At 65.7% G+C, this 23,456-nt stretch carries 20 protein-coding genes and 1 pseudogene; 10 read left to right on the top strand and 11 right to left on the bottom strand.

The window, feature by feature from the left end; translation table 11 throughout:
* The 5 genes and pseudogenes from OOT46_RS19860 to OOT46_RS19880 all read left to right on the top strand — a co-directional run.
* Positions 1 to 297: hypothetical protein (locus OOT46_RS19860; RefSeq protein WP_265405369.1), on the top strand; the 297-nt coding region annotated here is incomplete at its 5' end.
* A gap of 195 nt (positions 298 to 492) precedes the next feature.
* A pseudogene (cysC, locus tag OOT46_RS19865) lies at positions 493 to 1,083 on the top strand (adenylyl-sulfate kinase); the annotation flags it as partial.
* Between the two features lie 94 nt (positions 1,084 to 1,177).
* Complete coding sequence (locus OOT46_RS19870) at positions 1,178 to 2,416, top strand: FG-GAP repeat domain-containing protein (RefSeq protein ID WP_265405370.1); 1,239 nt, start codon at positions 1,178 to 1,180, stop codon at positions 2,414 to 2,416.
* A 247-nt stretch (positions 2,417 to 2,663) separates the two neighbouring features.
* Positions 2,664 to 2,948, top strand: a complete 285-nt coding sequence (locus tag OOT46_RS19875; RefSeq protein WP_265405371.1) for a hypothetical protein — start codon at positions 2,664 to 2,666, stop codon at positions 2,946 to 2,948.
* On the top strand, positions 2,945 to 3,514 hold the full coding sequence (locus tag OOT46_RS19880) for a PIN domain-containing protein (protein WP_265405372.1): 570 nt from the start codon (positions 2,945 to 2,947) through the stop codon (positions 3,512 to 3,514). The genes OOT46_RS19875 and OOT46_RS19880 overlap by 4 nt, the downstream gene beginning before the upstream one ends.
* A 150-nt stretch (positions 3,515 to 3,664) precedes the next feature.
* On the opposite strand, the gene OOT46_RS19885 is transcribed toward OOT46_RS19880, so the two are convergent.
* From OOT46_RS19885 to OOT46_RS19895, 3 genes are all read right to left on the bottom strand, one after another.
* Positions 3,665 to 4,129: a methyltransferase family protein gene (locus tag OOT46_RS19885; protein WP_416136228.1), complete on the bottom strand. Its 465-nt coding sequence runs from the start codon at positions 4,127 to 4,129 to the stop codon at positions 3,665 to 3,667.
* A 250-nt stretch (positions 4,130 to 4,379) separates the two neighbouring features.
* Positions 4,380 to 5,672, bottom strand: coding sequence for a hypothetical protein (locus OOT46_RS19890; protein ID WP_265405374.1), 1,293 nt, complete (start codon positions 5,670 to 5,672; stop codon positions 4,380 to 4,382).
* Between the two features lie 34 nt (positions 5,673 to 5,706).
* Positions 5,707 to 6,960 (bottom strand): FG-GAP repeat domain-containing protein, encoded by a 1,254-nt coding sequence (locus OOT46_RS19895; protein ID WP_265405375.1) that lies wholly within the window; start codon positions 6,958 to 6,960, stop codon positions 5,707 to 5,709.
* A gap of 609 nt (positions 6,961 to 7,569) precedes the next feature.
* Between OOT46_RS19895 and OOT46_RS19900 the strand changes: the two genes are divergently transcribed.
* Both OOT46_RS19900 and OOT46_RS19905 read left to right on the top strand, forming a co-directional pair.
* Complete coding sequence (locus OOT46_RS19900) at positions 7,570 to 8,700, top strand: hypothetical protein (RefSeq protein WP_265405376.1); 1,131 nt, start codon at positions 7,570 to 7,572, stop codon at positions 8,698 to 8,700.
* A 31-nt stretch (positions 8,701 to 8,731) separates the two neighbouring features.
* Positions 8,732 to 9,322, top strand: a complete 591-nt coding sequence (locus OOT46_RS19905; RefSeq protein WP_265405377.1) for a hypothetical protein — start codon at positions 8,732 to 8,734, stop codon at positions 9,320 to 9,322.
* A gap of 154 nt (positions 9,323 to 9,476) precedes the next feature.
* Here the strand turns inward: OOT46_RS19905 and OOT46_RS19910 are convergent, their stop codons facing one another.
* The 5 genes from OOT46_RS19910 to OOT46_RS19930 form a co-directional block, all read right to left on the bottom strand.
* Positions 9,477 to 9,974 carry a hypothetical protein gene (locus OOT46_RS19910; protein ID WP_265405378.1) on the bottom strand — a complete coding sequence of 166 codons (498 nt, stop codon included), beginning with the start codon at positions 9,972 to 9,974 and terminating at the stop codon, positions 9,477 to 9,479.
* A 268-nt stretch (positions 9,975 to 10,242) separates the two neighbouring features.
* Positions 10,243 to 11,550, bottom strand: coding sequence for a response regulator (locus tag OOT46_RS19915; protein ID WP_265405379.1), 1,308 nt, complete (start codon positions 11,548 to 11,550; stop codon positions 10,243 to 10,245).
* Between the two features lie 269 nt (positions 11,551 to 11,819).
* The gene (locus OOT46_RS19920; RefSeq protein ID WP_265405465.1) at positions 11,820 to 12,761 is read right to left on the bottom strand and encodes a transglutaminase-like domain-containing protein; all 942 of its coding nucleotides are present in this window, start codon (positions 12,759 to 12,761) and stop codon (positions 11,820 to 11,822) included.
* Positions 12,762 to 12,835: 74 nt separating this feature from the next.
* The gene (locus OOT46_RS19925; protein WP_416136229.1) at positions 12,836 to 13,942 is read right to left on the bottom strand and encodes a zinc-binding metallopeptidase family protein; all 1,107 of its coding nucleotides are present in this window, start codon (positions 13,940 to 13,942) and stop codon (positions 12,836 to 12,838) included.
* A 194-nt stretch (positions 13,943 to 14,136) separates the two neighbouring features.
* Positions 14,137 to 14,721, bottom strand: a complete 585-nt coding sequence (locus OOT46_RS19930) for a fasciclin domain-containing protein (RefSeq protein WP_265405381.1) — start codon at positions 14,719 to 14,721, stop codon at positions 14,137 to 14,139.
* 493 nt (positions 14,722 to 15,214) lie between these two features.
* Here OOT46_RS19930 and OOT46_RS19935 point away from each other — a divergent pair, with 493 nt between their 5' ends.
* Positions 15,215 to 16,291, top strand: coding sequence for a beta/gamma crystallin-related protein (locus tag OOT46_RS19935; RefSeq protein WP_265405382.1), 1,077 nt, complete (start codon positions 15,215 to 15,217; stop codon positions 16,289 to 16,291).
* 183 nt (positions 16,292 to 16,474) lie between these two features.
* Complete coding sequence (locus OOT46_RS19940; protein WP_265405383.1) at positions 16,475 to 17,494, top strand: hypothetical protein; 1,020 nt, start codon at positions 16,475 to 16,477, stop codon at positions 17,492 to 17,494.
* 34 nt (positions 17,495 to 17,528) lie between these two features.
* Here OOT46_RS19940 and OOT46_RS19945 read toward each other — a convergent pair whose 3' ends face one another.
* From OOT46_RS19945 to OOT46_RS19955, 3 genes are read right to left on the bottom strand one after another with little or no spacing between them, the layout of a single operon-like run.
* Positions 17,529 to 18,260: a DUF1266 domain-containing protein gene (locus OOT46_RS19945; protein ID WP_265405384.1), complete on the bottom strand. Its 732-nt coding sequence runs from the start codon at positions 18,258 to 18,260 to the stop codon at positions 17,529 to 17,531.
* Positions 18,257 to 19,357 (bottom strand): hypothetical protein, encoded by a 1,101-nt coding sequence (locus OOT46_RS19950; protein WP_265405385.1) that lies wholly within the window; start codon positions 19,355 to 19,357, stop codon positions 18,257 to 18,259. The genes OOT46_RS19945 and OOT46_RS19950 overlap by 4 nt, the downstream gene beginning before the upstream one ends.
* Before the next feature lie 2 nt (positions 19,358 to 19,359).
* The gene (locus OOT46_RS19955; protein WP_265405386.1) at positions 19,360 to 21,639 is read right to left on the bottom strand and encodes a hypothetical protein; all 2,280 of its coding nucleotides are present in this window, start codon (positions 21,637 to 21,639) and stop codon (positions 19,360 to 19,362) included.
* 1,553 nt (positions 21,640 to 23,192) lie between these two features.
* Here OOT46_RS19955 and OOT46_RS19960 point away from each other — a divergent pair.
* Positions 23,193 to 23,450, top strand: a complete 258-nt coding sequence (locus OOT46_RS19960) for a helix-turn-helix domain-containing protein (protein WP_265405387.1) — start codon at positions 23,193 to 23,195, stop codon at positions 23,448 to 23,450.
* The last annotated feature ends 6 nt before the right edge of the window (positions 23,451 to 23,456 follow it).

Below are 23,456 nucleotides of genomic sequence, written 5' to 3' on the forward strand. Positions count from 1 at the left end.
TATCCCCTGTGTGCCTTGGCCGGCGAAGTGTGGGGAATCGACGTGGTCGCGCGGGCGACGCAGCGCTGTCAACTCGCCTTGCGCGACATGCTGGCCACCGCCGCTGATCGTCGGTTCACGGATCTGGCCAACGTCAGCTTCGTCGTATCGACCGCTGTGGTGGGGCCGGTGGAGGCCTTGCTGGCAGCCCAAGCCCCGCCAAGGCGGATCGCGGCCGTGCGCGCCCAACTCAAAACCATGGTGGCCGCTTACCTGCGTGAGGTCGCATCACTGCCGGCTGAGGAGCCTTCGGGCTAGAACCTGTCTCAAAATTGCTGACGGGTTGAGGATGCATGATCCTGACCCGCCAGTGAGTCGATCCCACACTCGGAGACCAGCATGGACTCACAAGGGCAGGACATCTCCATCCACCTCGGCGGGACAGACCGGCTCCCATCGTCCCTCCCGGTGGCAAACCGAAGCACAGCTCTCATGCCAGACGGCAGCAAAGCGCAGGCACTGACTGTCAGCAAGACACCGCGTGCTGCCCTCAAGGGCCAGACAGCGTGCGTGCTTTGGCTCACAGGTCTGTCCGGTGCAGGAAAGTCGACGATCGCGAACACGGTCGACCGCAAGCTCCATGTGGCGGGGAAGCACAGCTTTCTGCTTGACGGAGACCATGTTCGGCAAGGCCTCAACAAGGATCTCGGTTTCACTGAACGTGACCGTGCGGAGAATGTGCGACGGGCCGCGGAGGTAGCCAAGCTGATGGTCGACGCGGGGCTGATTGTCATCGCGGCCTTTATCTCTCCGATGCGCGCCCAGCGCCAAGCCGCTCGTGCACTGTTCGAGTCGGGCGAGTTTCTTGAGATTCATGTCGATGCGCCTCTGGCTGTCCTCGAGCAACGCGATCCCAAGGGTCTGTACAGGAAGGCAAGGATGGGGGCCATCCAGGACTTCACGGGCATCGACTCGCCGTACGAACCGCCCGGCTGTCCGGAACTCTACCTGGAGACAACCCGTGTCAGTGCCGAGGCAGCCGCTGACCAGATCATCGCCACCCTCCAGGATCGGGGTCTGTTGTCCCCACCGTCCTGGGAATAACACGAATTGATGAACCCGCCGGTCGCGTCTGCAAGCAGGCGAGCCGAATGGATCTGGATGTGGGGCGGCAATGGCGCGTCGACTGATCATCTCCATGCTCGATCTCGTGGAGCGTCCCCTGGGGCGCCCCCGCTGGAACGATGCGGTGACCCGCTTGCACGGGTCCGAGCAAAAGCGACTTGAGGCCCTGCTGCTCGATCCGCACGCGGGATGGTCGGCGCAGCGCCTCGACCTGGGCTATCCCGGCGCGGCCGAGGCGACGGAGTACGGCGAGTTCATCACCGCCGGCGTCGGCGACATCGATGGCGACGGACGCTCGGAAATCGTGTTCGCCGTGACACCGACTGACCGGGTCTGCTACGTGATGGCCTACCGCCACGACGGCAGGTCCTGGCGGCCCGAACCGGTCTACCGCGAGTTCGAGGCGGTGGACTTCATCCGCAGCATGGCGCTCGGCGACCTCGACGGGGACGGTTGCGACGAGATCGTGATCGGCACCCGCCCCGATGGTGCCACCGTGCTTGTCGATCGCGGGCCCCCGGGCTACGTCGCCGAGCTCATCGACTCGAAGCAGCAAGGCGCGGGGATCTCGAACGTCCGCGAGGTCACCATCGGCGACATAGGCAGGGGGCAGCCCGATGTCTTCACCGCCTCGGCGCGCAGCAACACGCGGCCGAAGTGGGACCGGACGCCCGACCTCAAATGGGAATCGGTGCCTGGGCACATCTTTCACCACCACCGGGTCAACGGCCGCTGGCAGCGCACCGTGATCGAGCAACACGGCGGCGTGACCCACACCCGTGTGCTGCGCGTCGGCGAGCTCGCCGGTGCCCAGCGCCTCGTTTCCTGCTCTGTCGGTGTGTACGACAGCGAGCACCAGCGCATCGATCCCCGTCCCGTGCTTCGCATGCACACGCTAGGCCCGGATGGAACCTTCACGAGCGAAACCGTCGACGTCCTCGAGAAGGCCATCATGTGCCGCAGCATGGCGATCGGCGATATCGACGGCGACGGGCTCAACGAGCTGGTGGTCGGCACGCGATCGCTAGCGTTCGGTGAGCACGGAACAAGCTTCCTCTACGTCTACAAGTACGACCCGGCCGATGCTGTGTGGACGCGGACCATCCTGGACACCAGCGAGCCCCTGGGATTTCGCTCCCTGATCCTCGCCGATTTCTTCCGCGACGGCCGGCTGGTGGTGATTGCGTCAGATGACGGCAAGGGCCTGCTCAAGGCGTACCGGTTCCTGGATGGCGCATGGCACGCCGAGGTCATCCTGTCGCGTCCGAACTTCATCTTCTGCACCGCGATGGGCGTGGTTGACTGCTCCTGATCACCTGCACAGGGATCACCCGGACTCGCTCGCGATAGGTCGCGGACGAAAAGTTTCAATTCGGGCGAATCCTAGGGATCGGCAGCAAACAGGTCGCGACGCGACCGTGATACTGTCTCCCAGAGGTACCGTCGCGCCTGGTGGTAAGCGACGGGTGTGCACGGCGTGCACATCGCAGGCGTCGGCATCCGGCGCGACAGGGAAGCCCGACGCTTCCGCATCCCACATTTCCTGGAAGACGACCGCCATGGTATTGAAGACCGCATTCGCTGAAATCGTCGACGGCCGCGTGATCCTCCCCGCGGAGGCGCTGGCCGTGCTGCCTTCCGGCGCCCGCCTCTTCGTGCTCGTCGATTCCGAGAAGGCAACGGTGACCATCCATGCCCGGGATCCGATGAATCCGCCGAACCAGGAGTTCCTGCAATCCCTGGCCGAGCTCAACGAGGGACTCACGCTGGACGAGTACACAAAGCCCGTGCCTGAAAGCGAGTTGCACAGGCGCAAGCCGATCGATGGCGGAAGCAAGCAATGAGCAAGCCGCGCGCGGTCCTGGACGCGAACGTCCTGTATGGAAACTTCTGCCGCGACCTGCTGCTGTCCCTCTTCGCCGCCGGCATCTACGAAGCGAAGTGGACGGAGCAGATCACGCGGGAGTGGGTCGGGCACCTGCTGGAGAACCGCCCGAACGTCACGGAGGCGAAGATTGGACGCACGGTCGCCCTCATGAACCAGATCCAGCCAACGGCACTCGTCGAGCGCTACGAACAGTTCATCGGCCGGATCGACATCCCGGACAAGGATGACCGGCACGTCGTGGCCGCCGCGATCGCCTGTGGTGCGCAGAAGATCCTGACCTGGAACCTCGGCGACTTCCCCAACCAGATCCTGGCCGCATTCGGTGTCGTCGCCGAGTCGCCCGACAAGTTCGTGTCCGAACTGATCATCGACAACCCCATGGCCGTCGTCGGCGTCTTCAAGGGCGTTCGGGAACGCTTTAAAGCGCCACCCATGTCAGTCGACTACTTCTTCGAGTCGCTGAAGAAGAACCACCTCGATCTGACGGCCAAACAGCTGGCGCGCTACCACGACCTGATGTAGAACAAGTCGGTTGGCGAAGCATCGCGAACCGATGCATGGAGCGCCGAGAGCGAGCAGCGGTCGTATCCACGAATGGGTGGTCCCCGCGCACGATACTCGTGGCTCGGGGCGCTGCACCGGCCCATCGCGCGAGCGAGGGCGGAGAGGAGGTCAAGCAACGAAGGGCACCCAGCGGTACCGCACCTTCTGCATGTACGTGACGTAATCCGTGTCCTTCTTCAGGAACGCTTCCTCGATCAGGCTCTTGACCATGAAGAGCACGATGAGTGTCGAGGTCATCAGCAAGTTCACGACGGAAAACATCTGAAGATTGAGACTCAGATACGTGAGGAACACCGTCGTGTAGATCGGATGCCGGATGTAGGCGTAGGGGCCGGTCGTCACCAGGTTGCGTTGCGCCGGCACGATGCTGATGTTGCGACCGAGTGTCAGCCGGCTGGTGACGCCGAGCAGCAAGGCGGCGCCGGCGACGGCGTTCGAGATCCACAACGAAACGAGCGGGACCCCCGGCTGCGCGAAGAATGCCGGACCGAACGTGCCATAGGTCGGGACGAACGCGAGCAGCCAGAACCGCAGGTCGGTCGTGGTCCGACGGGGAGGCCGCCGGGTCACCATTCCCGCGATAAACAGAAACGTATTGATCTGCGCGACCAGGACAGGAAACGCGAACTCCACGTACCGGAACCGCCAGTAGAACAGATAGGCCCAGGGAACGACGGCGATGATCGCCACGATCCGGTCCAAGGGAAAGATATCCCGGAACGTGGTCCCGTCAGGAGGAGTCATAGAAAATCACCTCCACCCAGTGGTCGTGATGCCTTGCGTGCGTGAGCGATCGTATAGACGATAGTCCTTGATCGCACGATCAGATTTCTATTTTTCCCCCCGTGGTTCGCCCATCGGAATCCAGGATGTAGGTCGTATTCTCGGATCCCTCCGGAGAGAAATGGCAGATCCGTTTTCCTCCCTGGACGTCGACGGTGGCGTCGACGCGCCCGAAGGTCTTGCTCACCAGGTCTTTCATGGCCGGCGAGCAGTGGTTGAGGGCGATATCATGGACCGACCATTCGCGCGGAAACGTGACGCCACGATATCGTCGCGCGTTGACGTCGATGAGCCAAAGCGTGCTGCGGTGAATGTCGACGCAAGCGAACAGCGCGTCGTCCAGCTCGGAGACGCTCTGCAGGAACTCGGTGAGCAACGCCGAGCGCACCGCTCCCGGCGCCTCTCGAAGGGAAATGCGCCGCACGACCTGAAATCCATCATCAAGTAGCAGCAGCTCGCCGCGACGCGTATCGGCGACGTAGTATCCGCCTTCGCTGCGCGAATGCAACTTGTGCGGGTTGATGAGACCCGACGCAATGGTGCTTGCTTCGCCGGTCGCCTTGTCCACGCGGATCGCGCCGCCCTGCTGGAACAGGGTCACAAGGAGGTTCTCATCGCGATCGTAGAAAGCACCGTTGATGTGGACCGGACAGAACCGGGTCGGAATCCCGAGCTCGTGCTGCGAGGGATCGTCCACGAGGACGACTTTGTGGCCCTGCGCGGCCAGCTCTTCGCCCCTCTGACGAGACCGGACGAAATACTCGCCCAGTCGGGACTGATCGAGGCCGTGGTCCCAGGCAAACCACTCCCAGCAGGTCTTCCCGGTGGAGACGTCGAACTCGAAGACCGCATCGAAGCCGGAAGACGATACCAGCAGCCGACGCCCATCTGCCGAGAACTGGACACTATGGGCCTGGCGTAGCCAGGGGTGCTGGAAGGACCGCTTCACGCCGCTGTCCATGTCGACGATCTCGACGCAATTGCCGCCGCAAAGCGAGATCAGCTTGTCAAAGATGTCGATGCAATACGGTTCGAGCGAGGAGAAGCTCCACTCGGCGTCACCGAGGTCCCAAGCGAGGCGGTCGTGCGCCAGGGAATAAGCCACCACCAAGCCGTAGTAGAAGGGGCGCACCTTTTCCCTTCCATGGATCTCGGGATGCTGCCTGGCTCGTTGGGCCTCCTGGCGGCAGTTCTTGTCGACCTGAAAGCAATTCTTGACCGTGGCGATGATCCGCAGATCCCGGCCCAGGTGGAGATCATGCCGAAAGCTGGCGAGTTCCTCGACGGTCGATTCGCCATTGGGATTGGAGCTGAGGTGAAGTGACCTGTACATGTCATGCCCTTTCCCTGTGAACTTGTTGTCGTGATCAAGAGCAGTGGATCATGCCCATCGCGTTGACGAAGATGAAGTTCGGACGCGACAGGATGACCTCGGCCTGCCATGCGCCATCCAGGAACCGGTAGGCCTTGATCAGGCCCTTGCCGTCATCCGATGCGATCACCGCCAGCCGGCCGCCGTCGTCGAGATCGGCCACGGTCACGCAATGGAAGCCGAGGGGCTCGCTCGTATCGAGCGTCTGCCGCGTCCACGCCCCGGCGGCTGCGTCGTGCTTGAAGACGTAGAGGAAGGTTTTCCCGTGGTCACCGAGGCCGATCGACCTCGTGCCGAGCACCAGCTCGTTGACCCCGTCGCCGTCGATGTCGGCGATGGCCAGGCTGCGAGACTTGATCGCCTCCTCGAGGACAGCGATGGTCTCGCGCTTTATGGTTCCATCGGCATCGAGCGTGTGCATCTGGAGCACGGGCTCGGGATCGATGCAGTGATGCTCGATGTCGTACACGCCGACCGCACACGACACCACCTGCTCGACGCCGTGGACCTTGCCGACCCGCAGCATGCGCGTGTGCGTCTGCCCGCCGTGATCCTCGATCACCGACCGCTCCCAGCGCCCGCCGGTCTTGCGATAGCGGAAGATGAATCCGGGCACACGGTCCCATTTCACCGGCTCGTTGGCGCGAGCCGAGGCGGCGAAGACATCGGGCTGACCGGTATGGCCGATGTCGCCGATGGCGACCTCACGGATGTTCGAGTTGTTCGCGCCCTGCTGCTGCGTGTCGATGAGCTCGGCGGTGTAGCCCGAGGGCCCGCGATCGAAGAGCACGATGGCGCCATCGGGTCGGGTGCCGATCACGATCTCGTCGCAACCGTCCCGATCGAGGTCGCCAAGCGCGACGCTGCGGATGAAGTCCACCGATCTGATGTCGCGGTAGATGGGTTCGGCCTGCCAGGTCCCGCGGTCGTAGCGGTAAGCCAGCAGGTAGGACGGTGCACCGGTCGGCGTCACGCCGAACACGATCTCCGGGCGGCCGTCGCCGTCGATGTCACCCATCTCCGAAACGACAAACTCGCCACAGTCGATCGCCTCGGCGGCGCCGGGATAGCGCAGGTCGAGGCGCTCCGCCGACCATCCGGCCTGCGGATCGAGCAGCAGGGCCTCAAGTCGCTTTTGCTCTGGCCGCCTCGAGCGGGTGACCGCTTCGCTCCAGCCGGGTCGCCCCAGGGGACGCTCCACAAGATCGAGCATGGAGATGATCAGTCGACGTGCCATGGTTCCCCACATCCAGATCCGTCCGGTGCGGCTGTTTGGAGACGCGACCGGACAAGTGACCAGGCTATAAAAATCCCGGTGGATAGCTATCCGAGGTTTACCTTGAGGCGAGGTGCGATGGACTGCCACGCCAACTGCTCCTGCGCCACGAGTGGGACAAGCCTTATGGCTTTCCGGCACGGATTCAAGGTGAAATGCCGACCCGCTTACAGCTGACTCTCCTCGTTGCAAAGCTCGGCGCAGGCCTTGGACCCGATATGGCAACGGATCGTCGCCTAACCCTGGCGTCACTCCCTAGCCTGGCGTGTCGAGAGAGAAAGCACCGGTCTCGCGAATGTGGGATTCGTAGACATGCATTCACTTCTGCCGATGGACGCTGCAGGGGCCGGCCTCGCTGCCGTGAACCTTGAAATTGAAGGTCACCATTTCGAGCTCACGGGTTTAGACAGAGGGCGTTTCCCGCGCCGCCACACCCGCCACGATAGGTGCTGCCTGACGCGGCCGACGGCAACGACGGTGGCCGGACAAGGGAAGCGGCATCCCGGTTGCTCACACCCCTGGATGGAACGTCCCCTTCCGGACGCGGCAGCCGTTGCGCAAGCGAAACACGAGGTAGTAACCATGGCCCCATCCCACTCTTCCAGACTGCGGGAAGTCCCGCGCGACCACAAAGGCAGTGCGGCGGCGCCCGTCGTACGCGCCATCGATGTCGGCTTCGGGCTGGTGAAGTTCAGTCTCCCAGCGGAGGGAGGCACCACCTTCTCGTCCTTTCCAGCCATGGCGATTCCGGCCGACGTCAGCGCGGTTCGCAGTCTCAGTACCCGTCGGCGTGACACGTTCGACATCCCTGCCCTGGGCGCGCAGTACGAGGTCGGCCGGGATGTCGGCCTGGCACAAGCCGGAGGCAGCTTCGGCCGGGACGTGACCGACGAGTTCTACAAGGGCGCGATCTACGAGGCGCTCACCAAGGGCGCGCTGCGCTACATGGCCGAGGCCGGCGACACGGCGGTCGACCTGCTGGTGCTCGGTTTGCCGGTCAACCAGTACAACGATGCCAAGCGCCGCGACTACCTTCGTGACACCTACCAACGAGCCGTCGAGATCGGCGACGACAAAACCCTTGAAGTACGCAAGGTCATTGTGCAGGCCCAGCCGATGGGCGGCTACGCCGCGCTGGAGGAGCACCTCGACGAGCTGAACCAGGTGATCGAAGCCACCGGCGGCGCGCTGCAGCCGTTGGCATCGGTCGACGAGCTGGACGAACTCTCCGTCCTGGTGGTCGATCCGGGCGAACACACACTGGACTGGCTGCTAATCCAACAGGGCAGCATCAACCCGAGAGCCAGCGGCGCGGCGTCCGATGCCGGCCGTCACCGCGTCATCCGCGCGGTGCAGGACTCGCTGGCGGCCGACATCGGCCGCCCGCTCGGCCCGGCCGTGGTGCCCCGCATCAACGAAGCGCTGCGGCTGAAGCAGCCCGTCAAGCTCAGCGGCGTGGCCCACGACCTCGGCAAGTACGAGCCGCAGATCATGAGCGTCGTCGAGGATTCCCTGAATCGGATGATCGACGGCTTGCGGGACGCGCACGAGATCATCGACCTCATCGTGCTGGTGGGCGGACACCCCGACCGCTACCGCGATGTGCTGAGCCGGCGCTTCCCTGCCATTCCGGTCTTTGTGATGCCCCAGTCGATGGCCGCCAACGTCCGAGGCTTTCAGATGATCGGCGAGGCGATGGCGGAGCACAGTTGATGCAGGCCGCCCGGACCGGCTGGAGCAGGTGATGCCGGTGATCCGTCTGCAAGTGGACGTCGACAGCGATGTCTACCCGGAGCTCTACGCCGCGCTGCGCGCCATAGAGCGCCCGGGAGCCCGCGAGGAGCGCGTGCGGCAACTCGCTGCCTCAGGTCTGGTGTGGGAAGTGGTGCGCAGGCACGGCCAAGCCGCCGTCGCACCCGCCTCGGCCGCCGCAGCAGGCCTCAGAGCCCGTACCGCCGGCGAGGCTGCAGCGGCAGCCACAGACGCTCTGGGCACGGCTGAGTCGAGGGCCGACATCGTCGATGCCGGGAGCACCGCCCCACAGCCGTCCGCCGTGGCGGTGCCTGCAGCAGCCGCCGGCCACCGAGTGCCCAAGCCGACGAGTGTCCCGGTGCTGCTTGATGTCGTGGAGCAGGGTCCACCCCACTTCCCCCTTGACGAGCCTCCGACGAAGGCGACGGACGCGGCGCCAAGGCTCCATGACGGTCCCCCGACGGCCTCGGACGCGGCCCTGGCCGCGCTGCCACCGCCGATGGACAGCGGCGTGTACCCGCCGGGGCCGCGCTCCGCTCGGCTGAGACGGATGGCGGACCGGGGGCTGTTCAAGAACGGCTGAAGGACACCCAGGCAGCGGCTGGCAGGCAGGCGCCCCGCCGGCGGGCCGGCCGTCGTCCCTCCGGCGAGAACCACCGGACAAGTAGGAGGTACTCGCGCGCTTCGGGACAGGTTCCGGGCGGAGCCCGCTCCAGCGGAGCGGACCTCATACCCCCTTAGAACTTGGCGACGAGGCGAGCCTTCTGCAGCACCTCGGGAGCGACGTCCTCGGTCGAGACGATCGTGATCGAGCCCGGTGTTCCGGCCGCCTTGGCCGGCTGCTGCTCCAGGGTGGCGCTCACGGAACTGGGCAGCGAGTACATCGCGCCCGTGACAGGGTCGATCGCCAGCATGCCGATCAGGCCGCCGATCAGGATGTTGCCGAAGTACCAGCCGTTGACGGAGCCGGTCAGGGTCAGTTCCTTGGCCTCGTAGCCATCCTTCTGCACCCGCACGATGTAGCTCTCGGACTTGAAGTAGCCGGCGCCGCGGCTGAGCGTCAGCGTGGCCGGCGTCGTGCCGTTGTGCACCTGCACACCAGCACGGTTGGTCACAACGAAACTGGCGCCCGCGGGTTCGCTTGCGATGGTGACGGCCTGAGTGCTGCCTGCAAAGATGCTGGCGCAGCCGCTAAGAATCAGGGCCGCAGCGGCGGCGGTGATGGCGTGCTTCACGACGCTCCTCCTCATAAACAAGGAGGCGAAGGGTATCAAAAAGAAACACGATGCAACAAAGGTGTTGCCCCCCTGTTCGGGTGGATCTGTGGCGGGCCGCCGACGCTCGCCGCTGTCGAGCGTGAACCAATGCCCGATTGCGGGCGATTCACCTCTCGGACGAGCCGTCTCGCGCATTGCCGCGTGGCGACGCTCTTTCCCGGCAGGGCCAGAGCGACAACGCGCTTCCGGCTGGCGTCGGCTGGAGACCGCCCGGCTCGGCATGTCCTCACGCTTGGTTCCCGCGCGCCGCCTGATGCGCCGGCAGGACGCGATGTATCTCGTCGGCCAGGTCCCGCAAGCTCATGGGCTTCGAGAGGTACCCGTCCATCCCGGACGCCAAACAGTCGTCGCGCCGCACTTGGCTGTGCGCGCTGGTCGCCGCCACGATGGGAAATGGCGGCAAGGTGCCCACCTGCTGCCAGGCCCGCAGGCGTTCCGTGGCTTCCAAGCCGTCCATGACCGGCATATCGACATCCATCAGCACCATGTCGGGCGCCTGTCTGCAGCAATACGCCAGCGCCTCCGCCCCGTCGGCGGCCACCGCCACCTCGTAGCCCAGCGCTTCCAACTGACCTCGTGCCACCAGCTGGTTGACCGTGTTGTCGTCGACCACCAGAATCAGCCCGCCGTCCTCAAGGTACAGCGGGCTCGGCGAGGTTTCGCGGGATTCCGCGGTCGAAGTGCGCCAGTCCACGTGCGTCGTGAAGCGCTCCAACTCCTGCGGACTCAGCGGCAGCGGGCGAATGTCCACCGGCGTGGCGCCGCGTGCCTGCAGCGTCGGTGATCCGGCGAGCACCGCCAATACCGTCCACAGGGCCGGCACCGAGGCAGCGATGGATTCGAGTTGCGCCAGTTCGGTACCGGTGGACTCGGCCACCATCAGGAGCAGCGGAGGGGACACCGAGGCCGATCCTGCGTTCAGCAGCGCTGTCACCTGCTCCAGGGTGCCGAAGGACCTGACCCGCCACCCCGACAGGCGCAGGCGACGCCCCACCGAGTCCAAGCCGCCCGGTACGGGACTGACCAACCACGCGGCGACGCCTGCTGCGTCGGGCAGCGGTTCGGCGCCTGGCACTTCGGCCGCGGCCAGTTGGGTGGTGAGCGAAATCACCGACCCTTCACGACCCTCATCCAGGAACACCACTTTGCCAAAAGTGACAGGGCAGACCCCCGAGGCACGGGTCGGGATGGTGCGGGCCCCCGCCCCGGAGTCGTCGGGCATGAGCCCTAGACGCTGCAACACCTCTGCGACGGTATGAGACGGCGCGGCAACTCCCGTGCCAGCGGCGTACACCGCGACCTGACTGGTGCCGCTTCGGGGTGCGGACACCTCTGCCGAGAACATGACAAAACCCTCGGCGATGCAATCCGTCATGCCGAGCAGGACGCGGTGGATTCCTCCGCGCAGGGTGGCATCGGCGCTGAGCAGTCGGATGTAGGGCCCCCGGTAGTCGAAATAGGAGACAAGGCCCTTCGCGCGCGCAAGCGGCAGCACTTCGCGAGCGCTTTGCGTAAACAGCTCGGAGAACTCCATGTGCGCCTCCTGCCGTTGCTTTGTCCTGCTGGTTGACAAGAGGCGGAGCAATTCCCGGGCCTGGCAAACACCTTGAGCACGTCCCTAGTGTCGTGAGTTGGAAGTTCGTTGAACAAATGGGGGTGGAAGCTGAAGCGCAGGCGCATCCTGTCGAAAACGGCCGCAGCCTTGGCGGGGCGCGGAGCCGGGTTGGCAACCCGGCGAGCACCCCAACGACGGATGCGGTCGTTTCTCGGCAGGATGCTTCAACGAACTTCTAACTCACGATGCTAGTGCCGAACAGGGTCGGGCTGTCTCGCGGAGTCCAGTGTTTGCCGCGGCTCTCGGTCTCCAGCGGAGCCAGCGCAGTCATCGGTCGACAGCGCCTCGCTGGAGCGATGCGGCGAAACAACTCCCCGCTCGGGATCTTCCACGGCAATCGCACGCACCATCGGTGCATGCAGCGGGGTAACCCCTCCGAAGATCGTCGCGAAGGCCACGTCCGCCGCATCTCTTCCTGTGCCGATGCGCACGAAGCCCATCGGTATACCGGCTCCAGAAGGGTCGAAGATGTACCACCGGTCGCCGAGATACACCTCCACATACGCATGAAAATCGGGCGGGCCGACGCCAGCGTCTACGCCGTAGTCCGTGCCTGTCGCGAAGCGAGCCGGGATGCTGACGGCCCGGCACAGGGCAATCATGAGGTGGGCGAAGTCGCGGCACACGCCGGCTTGCTCGATGAGGGTTTCGACCGCCGATGTGCGCGAGTTGGACACGTTCGGCGTGTACGTGACCCGCCGTCGTACCCAGTCCATGATGGCCTGTACGCGGCTGTGCCCTTGCCACAGCTGGCCGAACTCCTTGATGGCCAGCCTTCCGAGCCGGTCCGACTCGCAATAGCGACTCGGATAGACGTACTGCATCACGTGCAAAGGAAGGCGGTGCACCGGCACCTCGGCGAGCATTGAAGGATCTGCCCGGTGGTGTGTGAGGTCCACCGTGGCTTTGTACGAGACGTTCAACAAACCCGGCATGGCCTGCAGACGCGTGTAGCGGTTGCCGGTGGCCGGATCGGTCTGGACCTCGGCCGATATCGCCTGGTTGAGCGTGAGGGACTCGGCCGACACCCTCTGGCACTGCGTGTGCGCCGGGTGGATGTTCAGCACGAAGTCGGCGCCGTGTTGATCGACCTCATAGCCCAACTCGATGTGCAGTTCGATGCGGACCATCGATATGGCGGCACTTCGCGCGGTGCGCAGGCGCAGGTGCGTGGGCGTCATTGGCTTCCTCGGCGCGTTTCAGTTCAGGTGTGCCGGCGCTGTTCGCCGTAGAGTTCCGCGCCGGCCACAGCGCTCGGCGTCGAAAGCGAGCCCGCCTGCGACACCAGGCGGTGGATGAAATGCAGTTTGGCAACCGCCCGGCGGGGCAGCACAAAAGGATAGAAGTCCTGCAGACCCATGGCGCTCGACATCTCGTTCATCACGCCGGTGATGTCGATCCACGAGTGCAGCAATTGAAGGAAGGCCCCGCCGTTGGGATCCCCGCCGTCCCACAGGTCCGACGGTCCGTAGGGCTGCGCGGCAACGTCGAGGTGGCGCGCCACGATGCCGAAGCTGACTGCCGTATCGATCGTGTCGCGCATGTGCAGATAGTGAGCCCAGGTCTCCGCCCAGTCCTCCCACGGGTGCATGCTCGCATAGGCACTGACGAAACACCGGCGCCAATCCGCGGGCGGTCCGTTCCTGTAGTTGGCCGTCAATGCCGCTCCATAGTCCTCTCGCTCGTCTCCAAAGATCTCGCGGCAGGGCTGATGCCAAGGCGTTCCGGCCACCAGCCGGTCCCAGTAGTAGTGCCCGACTTCGTGCCGGAAGTGCCCGAGCAAGGTCCGGTACGGCTCCCCCATCTCCTCTCGGGTTCTCTCCCTGACGGCATCGTCCGCCTCCTCTATGTTGATGGTGATCACGCCCAGGCGGTGGCCCGTCATCACGGGCGGTCGACCTGGCGCGGAGCGCAAAAAGTCGTAGGCAAGGCCCTGGCTCGGGTCCTCACGCTTGGACCTCACTGGCAGGCCCAGCCCGATCAGCTGCGATACCAGGCGGCGTTTTGCCTGCTCCATGCGCATCCACAGCCGCTGGTTCTCGGCGCGGGAAAGGTCCGGAATGGTTCGATTGAGCCGGCAGGCAACGCACAACACAGACCGAGGCCGGCTATCGTCGTCCTCGATGAGCCAGTTGCATCCGGCAGGCGTCAGAAAGTTGCCGCAACGTCGGTATACGGACGTCGCGACATCCCCCAGGGCGCGCCACGTATCCTTGTCCTCAGCCGGCTCGAGAGGCAAAAGCGTGACGCGAGAGGCGACGAAGCCCAGTGGCGTGCCGCACGCAGTGCATGTGCTGTTGCGAAAGAACACCTGCCGACCGCAACCGCAACGGTAGGCGCGGGGCGCGGCCGGAGCCACGAGCGGGGGCTCCGGTTCCCGCCGCAAAGGGAAAGACAAACGACTCTCCTAGGAGCAAGTACCGGCTTGGGTTTCCAAGCATCCACAGGAAAGCTTCCTTTGCCTCCGGGAGGGGCAGCGCCACGGGCTGCGCCAGAAGGGTCGTATCAGCATGCAGCTTCCGCTGCATATTGCGGCCTTCGGACTTGCGAGCGCTGGGCCGGGTTGCCCGGTCGAAGTCGGGCCGCGGAGGGATGCGCGAGCACGTTCCCCGGGATCAGGACCTTGCTGACCGTGTACAGCGTTCCATTCGACGCCACCGTCGGATGATCGCCCAGGAACTTGGCGTCCCCATACCATGCCCCATCCGCTCTGACCGTGAGAGAAATCGGCGTCCCGCGCAACGAAGGTGAGCATGTCGCGTCGAGAGCGACCTCTTGCAGCGGCGAACGTGAGACGTGATGGACCAGAAGGGCACTCGCCAATCGAAGGTCCATCATCAGCGCTTCCAGGAATTCGCGCGGCAGTTCACCAAAGGCGGCATTGCAGGGCGCATAGACGCGATAAGGTCCCTCGCCACGCAGCGTGCTCGCGACCTCGGTGCTCTGCAGCAGGACGTTGAAGACCTGCAGCAGCTTGGTGCAGCGTATGTGCGACAGCAGATCGGCTGCGGGCCCATCCAATCCGTCGTGCAGCGAGAGGGAAGGGTCGAGACAGTCGGGAAGTGGGCTGTGAAGCAGGGAACCGTGCATTGCTTTTCCTTCGGAGACGCGGTGGGAAGCACGGTCGGATGCCGCCTCTCAGGGAGGAGCGGCCGGTGCCGTGACAAGAGGCCCAATCCGCAGCATCTCGGACAGAGAGAAGCAGGCTGGGAAGAAGTGGGGTGGCCTCACCAAGCTGGTGGGCGATCCCGACTGGGTGCGCCCCAAGCCCTGGCCATCGGCGGCAAATTGGCCAGCGGGCCGTCTGCGGTGGTGCCGATCGCTTTTGCTCGGTTGTTCTTTGAACAGGCAGGAGGTCACGGTAACACGGCCGCTCAAAGGGACCAAGGCCTTTATTTCCTGCTGCCAATCAGGGGCGTGACAGGCAGCCCGCCGACATCCAGAACAGGAGGCATGGGTGGATGGATGCTTCGCTTAACTTTACACAGCGACCGTCGCCCTACCGGCTGGGCCGTGCGTTGAGCTAGGCAAGCGCTGCGAGACCGGGTCGGGGCGCCTGAACCAACACTCTTTCAGGAACCACATGTCCGCATTTCTCCCGCGTTCGCTCATGATCGCCTCGATCCTGTTCGCTGGCCATGCGTCGGCCACGCTCACCGTGTACAGCCGTGATGACTTTCGCGGCGCCCGGGCCGCACTGACCGACACGGCGCCCGACTTCCGCGCCTTCAACTTCAACGACCGCGCCTCCTCGCTGGTCGTGGAGGGAGAGCCTTGGGAAGTCTGCAAGGAGACCGGCTTCCGCAGCCGTTGTGTCGTGCTCGCTCCCGGCAGCTATCCCGACCTGGCCTCGATGGGCCTGGACGATCGCGTCTCGTCCGCGCGCCCGGTGGCACACCATCACGCGCACCCGCCGCGTCCGTCCGCCCCGGTCGGCGACATCGTTTTCTTCGAGGACCGAGGCTTCCATGGTCGAGGCTTCGGACTGTCTTCGCAGGTCCACGACCTCCACCGCCGCGGCTACAACGATCGGGCATCCTCGGTCATGGTGTTCGAGGGCCGCTGGGAGGTCTGTGAACATGCGAACTTCAGCGGCCGCTGCGTGTTGCTGCGCCCTGGACGCTATCCGGACCTTGCCGCGCTGGGGCTGAACGACCGCTTGTCGACCGTGCGGCGCCTCCACAGGCGAGATGTCATCGACGACGACCGCGGCCTGCCGGCGCCGCTGCCGGTCTACGACTGGCGGCGCCGCCCGTCTGAGGTCCTGGTCCAGGTGCCGGTCGAAAGCGTGCGAGCCGTCTACGCCAGCCCACAGCAACAATGCTGGGTCGAGCAACCCGAGCCGACGCATTCACGGGTCGCGGGTGCCGTCCTTGGAGGTGTCATCGGCGGCATTCTCGGCCACCAGATCGGCGAGGGCGGCGGCCGCGACGTCGCGACGGCCGGCGGCGCCGTCGTCGGCGCGGTGATCGGCTCGCAGGTCGCACGCGGGGCCGAGGCGGCGTCCCCGGTCACACGTTGCTCGGCGGTTCCGTCCAGCCAAGGGCCGGACTACTACGAGGTGACCTACCGCTTCGAGGGCGTGCGGCACCACGTTCAGAGCACCCTGCCGCCGGGCCCCACCATCGTGGTGAACGGCAACGGCGAGCCACGGCTTTGAGCCACTGCGGCGGCATGTGCAGTGGAAGGGGCCCTGGCGCTGGCTTCGCCAGACGAGAGGGAAGAGTAAGCCACTCGATCAGCCTCTTCGCCGGCCGCCCACCGGCTTCGCTTTTCCAGCGTCCTCGAAGTCCCGCACCTCCTATGGTGGTCTGCAACGACCCAACTGTGAGGAGTGTTCCCCATGGTCTCCCCCATCAACGCGGGTGGCTCCGCGTTCGTCCAGGCGCAGATCCAGCCGCCGTCTTCGTCCTCCTCCGGCAATGCTTCCGCCTCGTCCGCGCCGACCGGCCATGGCCAGCTGGGCGGTGAGGGGGCATTGAGCGGCCTGCCGAGCCGACCGGCCAAGCTGGCACGCACGAACTCGGCGCCCACCCTCGGCGCCGACGCCGCGTTCTACGGCACCTTCCGGAGCGTGATGTCGCATGGCGTGCTCTCGCAGCCCGAGATGCGGCAACACGGCATCGACTTCAAGGCCTCACACGACGGCAGCGGGCGCGAATCCAGCCAGATCGAAGTGACTCGCCTGCCCGGCCGCCAGCCCGCCGAGGTGCAGGCGCAGGTGGCGAAAAACGCCGTGACCAATCCTTATCACGGTGCGCTGACCGTCGCCCTCGAACGCAGCACCGCGCTCGAGGCACGCGCGCCTGGCGAGCAGGAGGCGCTCGCGAAGATGAGCGAGAGCCAGCGCGCCCAGTTGAACGAGCTTCCGGCCGAATACCGATCGATGGCGATCAGGACGCTGGGTGGCGATCAGGTGTTGACGCCTGCAGGCCAAGTCGAGGCGTCGCGGCGGATGCACAGCTCCTTCGTCGTCACCGCCGACGCCTCGGCCCACTCGACGTCTCCGTCTGCGCATGAGCAGCAAAGGCCACCGATCAGGCCGGGGGAGATGCAGCAAGTGCTGGTGCCTGCGGAGCACGGTCCGGCTGCCCAGCAGGCGCTGCGAGACTTGCGGGCCCGCGGCGCGACCGAGCTGCCGTCGCTGCAGACGGTGCCGAGCACGACCGAGTTGTCGCCGCAGTACCAAGACAAGCGCGGCAACGCCGTCAGTGTCGAAGGACTGTCGGCGCCGGCCTACCACCGGCCGATTGCCCAGCAGGCCGCAGGACGCGGAGACACCGACATCCACCTGGTCAAGACCGGGACGTCGGAGCAGGACCCGGCCAGGACCGCCGCTCGACCGCGGTCCGGTTCGATCTGAGTTTCTCGTCACGACCCGCCGGGATGCGGCGGCGTTAAACGCCGGTCTCCGGCGCCGGCTCCGGCTCCGGCTCCGGCTTCGCAGGATCCCTGCCTACGCCGCTCATCCACGGCCTGCTGCCCCAGGGATGATCAGCCTCGTTCACCCAGACGCGCACCTGCACTTCATCGAAGGGCACGCCCAGGCTGTCGGCCCTGGAGCCGAGGATCCATTGCCGGCGACCTCGCGCCCACGCGGTACCGTAGTCGAGCCAGCTCTCGAAACAGTCCTGGGCTCGCCGCGCGTTCTGCTCCAGCACCTGCCACTGGGTCGCTTCATCGATCCAGTTCAACATGCCGGCCAGCCGCACACCAAACGCGACCCGCGCACAGGCAAAGGCGACAGCGTCCCGCGCATCATCTTCAGGACGCAGCTTGTCCAGATCGATACGAAACCAGCCGGTGCGCAGGCTCTGCGCGAGCGCTTCGCGGATCTGCTCATCGCTCATCGTGGCGCGCAGCGCAAAGAGATGCAGCAGTGCCGGCCGCACCTGCCGCTCGAGATCGTCGCGATTCGGTGGGGAGCCGGGGCGTTCGAAGTCCCACGGCACTCGCGCGGCCGCCGTCGGACGGGCCAGCGCCAAGGCCAACAAACGCAGTTCGTCAAAGCCCGCCAGCCTCGCCCGCTCTGCGGCAACCTCCCTCCCGGTCTCGATCAAGGAACGCCACAGCCGACGCAGCCGGCGCAGCAACCACCAGGCGATCAACAGCGCGATGAGCCATTTCATCGCACCGCCTCCAAGGCTTGCGACACGCCGGGCACCAGCGGCAGGCCGTGCAGCAGCTCGGGATGACGCGCCGCAATCAGCCATTGCACCAGCGCCGAGGGTTGCGGCAGCTCGCGCACCAGGGCCGGATAGGATTGCACCAGCCGCAGTTGATCGGCAGGATCGCTGATCGACGACACCGCCTGCCAGCCGCTGCGCAGACGGGCGACGCCCATGCCGGCGGCGTCAGGCGGCGTGTCGTCCGAGGTGTCGAGGGTGTTCAGGAAGCCGAGGACCTCCTCCCGGTAGCGGCTCACCGGAGGGCGGTTCTGCTTGCCCTTGATCTGGTCGACGACGAGGCGCCCGTCTTCTGCACGCACCGAAACACTGATGGTGATGTGCGGCTGCTGCTGGCCGGTGCGATAGCTGAACAGGCGCAGGCGCCCGGCCTCACAAGCGCTCGCGTAGTGCTCGCCATAGCCGCCGCGCAAGTTGCGCCGGTCGGAGAATTGCCCGAGGCAGTGCCGCATCATCTGGCTCTCGTACGCCATCTCGGCCCGCAACTCGGGACTGCCGGAGCGGATTTCGACAAACACGCCTTGTCTGCCGCGCCAGACGATCTCGACGGCTCCGGGCCGATGCTCGCGCAGGCCCGCGGTGGCTTGTGCCTCGAAGGCGGCATGTTCGGCGGCCCACAAGGCCAGGGCTTGCGGGCAGTTGACGCGCATCAGCTTGCCGTCCAGCGAGGTGCCGCTGCGCGACCCGAGGAACTCGACCAGACGCGCTTCGAGCGCCAGCAGCGTCTCGCCCTCAGGGTCGACCCACCACATCGGCACGGCCGGGGACGCCTGCTTGCCGAGCCGCCCGCCGACCCATGCCGGCACAGCGGCCGGAGCGAACAGCGCACGGGCCTGGTCGGCCGACACCAGCTGCTGCACCTGGGGCGGCGTGGCGGCGAGGTTGCCGACCACATGCCGGTAGAAATGGTTCAGCAGCCAGTCCCGCACCGGGACCGCATCGCCCCGTTCCCGGCTGCGGCGTTCGATGCCCGACTTGAGGGCTGGCGCGTTGACGACGTCGCGAGCGGCATAACCGCCCCTCGGCAGCGCAGTGGACATGATCAACCCCAAAAGCGCCACCACGGGCGCGCGGGCGCGATGGCCTGCCTGTACGCTTCAAGGGCTTCCCCGAGTCGCCCCCGCCAGTGCTCCGCATGGGGCAGCGGCGGCACACACAGGGCCAGCGCCTCCTCATAGTGCTTCAGAACTCGTTCCGGCGACCCTGCTTTCTCCAGCACGAGGCCTGCCAGACGCAATGCATCGATGAGCTGCAATTTCCAAAGCGTCGGCAGGATCGGCTCGAGTCGCGCCAAGGCGTCCTCGGGCTGGGTGTAAATGATGTTCGCGAGCAGGAGCACCACGGCGGTCAGGTAGTCCTCCTCCCAGGCCCGCCTGTCCTCCTCGTCGAGCTCGCTCCACCATTCCTCGAGGCGTTGCAGCCAGATGGCCAGCTCCGCGTCCCGGTTGAGGCGGACCAGGATGGGCCCGACCTCGACGATGTACCCTGTCGGTTTGTGGCGGCCGTAGCCGTAGTCGGCCGCGAAGTGCCAGAGCTGGTCGGCCGCGTCGACGAACGATGCCTCCTCTCCAGCTCCGAAATGACACCACATCAGGCCCTGGTAGTGCTCGGCGAAGGGGCTGGCGGCGATGCCTTTGCGGTGCAGTTCCGCGGCCTGCAGGTAGTTCTCACGCGTGCAGCGATGGTAGATCGCGAGGTTGTTGCACAACATCGAATAGTTGTGCACGTCGCCGTCGCGGTAGTAGCCCTCCCCGCTTTCGAAGAATGCCTCGAATGCGGCCAGACCTTCCTCGTAGTAGCGCGCCTGCAACTCGCGGATCTGTTCCTCCGGCCATGGCGTGCCTTCCGGCAGTTCCTCCACCAGCTCCTCGATGCGCACGCCCACCGTGTAGGCCCAGGTCCCGCAAGGCGCGCTGACGAACGGCAGGGCCACCGCAGCCGGAGCGCCGTGCACGAGCATGCGGCACCGCCACACCTTCTCGACGATGTCGGAGTTGGCCCATTCCGAGGCTCGCGGCACGGCGACTTCGAGCAAGGCCAGAGCGCCGGCATGGTCCTGCCGGTGCTCCAGCAACGCCAAGGCGCGCAGCACATCCAGCGCCGGGTGGTCGGGCGCCATCTGTGCGGCAAGCGCGAGGTGGCGTTCGAAGTAAACCTCCGGGTCCTCTTCGCCGCAGACCCAGTGCACGGACTCCCAGAGGGCGGCGCTCGCGAGCGTGAGCACCCAGTGCACATCCTCGTGCCCCGGTTCGCCGTCTGCGTGCTGCATGGCCGCCTCCACCATCGCCTGGGCCGAGCCGGGACGTTGGTGGAAGACACACTCGAACGCCAGTCTTGCCGCTTCCTCCTTGCGGTCAGCCTGCAGCAGCCACCTCAACACCTGGGTGTTGTAGCGGTCGTCTTCGTCGTCGGTGAGCCCGAAGCGACCTGCCCTGGCCTTCGCCAGACCTTCCTCCCACCGCCCTTGCTGGCACAGCGCACGCGCCTCGAGGCGGGCCAGCAGCACGCGAACCCTGCGCAGGCGCGGCAAGGACAGATCGGCAGGGACCAGCGCCCCCACTTTGCCGACGACGGTGTCGACGAGCTGGGGGTCCAGCATCACGAGGGAGGTCCCCAGGCGCAGCCAGTCTTCGTGGTCGACGTCCTGGTCCTGCCCCGCTTGCGCCAGCACCTCGATAGCGCGGCGCGCCGACGCGCGGGCTTCTTCGTCAAGGCCTTCCGCGGCGAAGGCGACTCCGAGGCGGACTGCCAGCAGGGCCTCGTCCCATGCGCGATAGGCGGCACGCTCGGGCTGGGCCAACTGCAGGGCGTGGCGGGCAGCAGCGCAGCGCCGGACGCAGGCGTGCTCGCCGGCGCCCGCCGCGGCGTCCGAAAGATGAGCCCAGGCGTTCTCGGTCGCCAGCGGCACGGGCAGTTCATGCAGCACCTGCTCTGCCTGCAGCACCGCGTCGCGAAGCGCCGCGGCGTCTTCGCCGTTCTGCTGCACCTCGATGCGCCAGAAGGCGATGCTGATGCGCGCACCGGGCTGCTCGCCGTCGGGCAGACGGGAGACCACCGCCCGCCCGTCGTCCTCGATGACACGCAGGGCCTCCTGCATCTGCCCCGCGCGAAGCCAGAGGCGGAACAGCCGCGCGACGCTGCTCACGGTATCGGCGCGGAATGGCTGGCGACGCAGGGCCGTGAGCAGGGCCGAGCGTGCCAGGTCTTCAGCCAGGCCGCTTTCCGATTGCAGCTCGACGGCCTCCTCGGTGTCGTCAAGAAAACTTTCCAGCGGGATGCCGCTGAGCGGTGCGGAGGCAATGACCGTCATGGGGTGGTTCATCTAGGGTGGGAAAAGCATGGACGATGAAGGCGCTGGTGAATCGCACCTGGCCCGCTGAGCATGGAGCTCCTCTTCATCGCGACAGGACGTACAGGAACAGAGCCCATCCAAGCGTGCTCAGCAGAAAGGCGCCGCCATGCACACTCTTCGCCGTTCGAAGTAGCGGTCGATCAGGCAAGGGACCGACCAGGCCGAATGGACGAAGCTGGCGCGCCCAGCACACTCCCCACACCAGACCTGACATGGCCCAATAGTAGGCAGCGCCGAACAACAGTCCCCATTGCACGCCACACAGTGGAAAGCATCGCTGCTCCGACTGCGGACGAAGGTCGGTGGCCCAGATCAACAAAGCCACGAGCAGGTTCACGACAGCGAGCAACAAGGTCGTCTCACCCGGCTGGCTTCTGTGGGGAACCTTCAGGCTGCTTGGCTCGGTCACGAAGCCGTAGACGCGGCGCAGCCGTCCGCGGTCGGTGAGCCGCTGCAGCTCCAGTGGCAGCGCATAAAACCGAGGTCGTACAGACTCATGCTTGAAAGCCCCCCTGGAAACGTTCTTCTACTTGTGCCGGCAGTCGACCCTGGGTCGCCCGAGCCGAGCGGCATGTCCGTGAGCAGCGGAGAGTCTACGGGCCGTTCGGGCCGCCGCAGCCGCCCTCCTCCCCTGTCTGGGGGAGTGCGGCTTGTTACCAAGAGCAACAAGAAGGGGATCACCCGCGGAAGCGGGACACCTCGGACGTGCCGAAAAAACAATAGCGATCCAATCGCTGGCTCAGGCTCGTCAGGGGAGAAACGCACTCGGCGCCGCAGAGCCGGCCGCGACGCCGGCCGGACGACACCGCTAAGGCAGCGCCCCTTTCCATGCGGTAGAGGTTCGCCAGGCTGCCTTTAGCCTGCACGCACGCCGCACTCCGCGCACGATGCTCTGCAAAGTGCTGCACCTGAAGTCGGTGAGACGCTCGGAGGGCAAGCCCGAGGCAAGCCACAGCTGTCGGTGCATCTCGAACGCCTCGGGTTGTTGCACCAGCACCAACTGCCCGAGCTGGATCCCCCAGACGTGAGGGTCGTGCATCAAGGCGCTGACAAGTCGACCCGCTTCGTCCGTCAGCGCAACGCCGTCGTCGCTCAGCACAACGCAAACTGCACGATGATGTGCGACCAGCCGTCCATCGCCCGCCAGGTGCCGGCCGAGACTTCGCCACCAGGCTCGCTGCTCAGAAGATGTCAGGCCGCGCGCAAGGCGCGTATGAAACCAGAAACCGTACCGGACCCGAGGGCAGTCGGGAAGTCCTAAGGGTGTGCGACAGGCCTCAAGAAAGGTCCCCGAAAAATCGGGCATTGCGACTGACCATCGCGCCTCGCCTTCCGCTCCCACTCCGTGAAGCTGTTGTCGCATCCTCGCCCCTCCCCCTTTGAGCAAAACGGCCCGGTAGGCATACTGCCGCGCACGCAGGGCGAAACTCCCCGCCTTTCGGCCGAATTGTCACTCATAATTGTCCGTTTGTCATCCTTAGCTTGTAGAGGAAGGACGGCGGGCGCCGGATGCTCGTGGTTCCATGAACGCGACGTCCAGACAGCCCCCGACCGCCAGGCAAATCTTCGCCAAGAATCTCCGAAGGGTTCGACGCTTGCGGGAAATCTCTCAAGAGGAACTGGCGTTCCGCGCGGGCCTGAGCCGCACCTATGTGTCGGAAGTTGAACGGGGCGAGCGGAACGTTTCGATCGACAACATGGGCCTTTTGGCTCAAGCGCTCGACCTGCCGTTGCACGAGCTCTTGAACCCCGCGATGTTCAAGGGTGTCGATGCGGAATAGCGGGTC

Origin of the sequence: Aquabacterium sp. A7-Y (assembly GCF_026153205.1) — a bacterium.
Lineage (GTDB): Bacteria > Pseudomonadota > Gammaproteobacteria > Burkholderiales > Burkholderiaceae_C > Caldimonas.

Coding starts and splice junctions, on each gene's coding strand:
- OOT46_RS19870 (WP_265405370.1), top strand. CDS start 1,178: ATGCTCGATCTCGTGGAGCGTCCCCTGGGGCGCCCCCGCTGGAACGAT.
- OOT46_RS19875 (WP_265405371.1), top strand. CDS start 2,664: ATGGTATTGAAGACCGCATTCGCTGAAATCGTCGACGGCCGCGTGATC.
- OOT46_RS19880 (WP_265405372.1), top strand. CDS start 2,945: ATGAGCAAGCCGCGCGCGGTCCTGGACGCGAACGTCCTGTATGGAAAC.
- OOT46_RS19885 (WP_416136228.1), bottom strand. CDS start 4,129: ATGGTGACCCGGCGGCCTCCCCGTCGGACCACGACCGACCTGCGGTTC.
- OOT46_RS19890 (WP_265405374.1), bottom strand. CDS start 5,672: ATGTACAGGTCACTTCACCTCAGCTCCAATCCCAATGGCGAATCGACC.
- OOT46_RS19895 (WP_265405375.1), bottom strand. CDS start 6,960: ATGTGGGGAACCATGGCACGTCGACTGATCATCTCCATGCTCGATCTT.
- OOT46_RS19900 (WP_265405376.1), top strand. CDS start 7,570: ATGGCCCCATCCCACTCTTCCAGACTGCGGGAAGTCCCGCGCGACCAC.
- OOT46_RS19905 (WP_265405377.1), top strand. CDS start 8,732: ATGCCGGTGATCCGTCTGCAAGTGGACGTCGACAGCGATGTCTACCCG.
- OOT46_RS19915 (WP_265405379.1), bottom strand. CDS start 11,550: ATGGAGTTCTCCGAGCTGTTTACGCAAAGCGCTCGCGAAGTGCTGCCG.
- OOT46_RS19920 (WP_265405465.1), bottom strand. CDS start 12,761: ATGGTCCGCATCGAACTGCACATCGAGTTGGGCTATGAGGTCGATCAA.
- OOT46_RS19930 (WP_265405381.1), bottom strand. CDS start 14,721: ATGCACGGTTCCCTGCTTCACAGCCCACTTCCCGACTGTCTCGACCCT.
- OOT46_RS19935 (WP_265405382.1), top strand. CDS start 15,215: ATGTCCGCATTTCTCCCGCGTTCGCTCATGATCGCCTCGATCCTGTTC.
- OOT46_RS19940 (WP_265405383.1), top strand. CDS start 16,475: ATGGTCTCCCCCATCAACGCGGGTGGCTCCGCGTTCGTCCAGGCGCAG.
- OOT46_RS19945 (WP_265405384.1), bottom strand. CDS start 18,260: ATGAAATGGCTCATCGCGCTGTTGATCGCCTGGTGGTTGCTGCGCCGG.
- OOT46_RS19950 (WP_265405385.1), bottom strand. CDS start 19,357: ATGTCCACTGCGCTGCCGAGGGGCGGTTATGCCGCTCGCGACGTCGTC.
- OOT46_RS19955 (WP_265405386.1), bottom strand. CDS start 21,639: ATGAACCACCCCATGACGGTCATTGCCTCCGCACCGCTCAGCGGCATC.
- OOT46_RS19960 (WP_265405387.1), top strand. CDS start 23,193: ATGAACGCGACGTCCAGACAGCCCCCGACCGCCAGGCAAATCTTCGCC.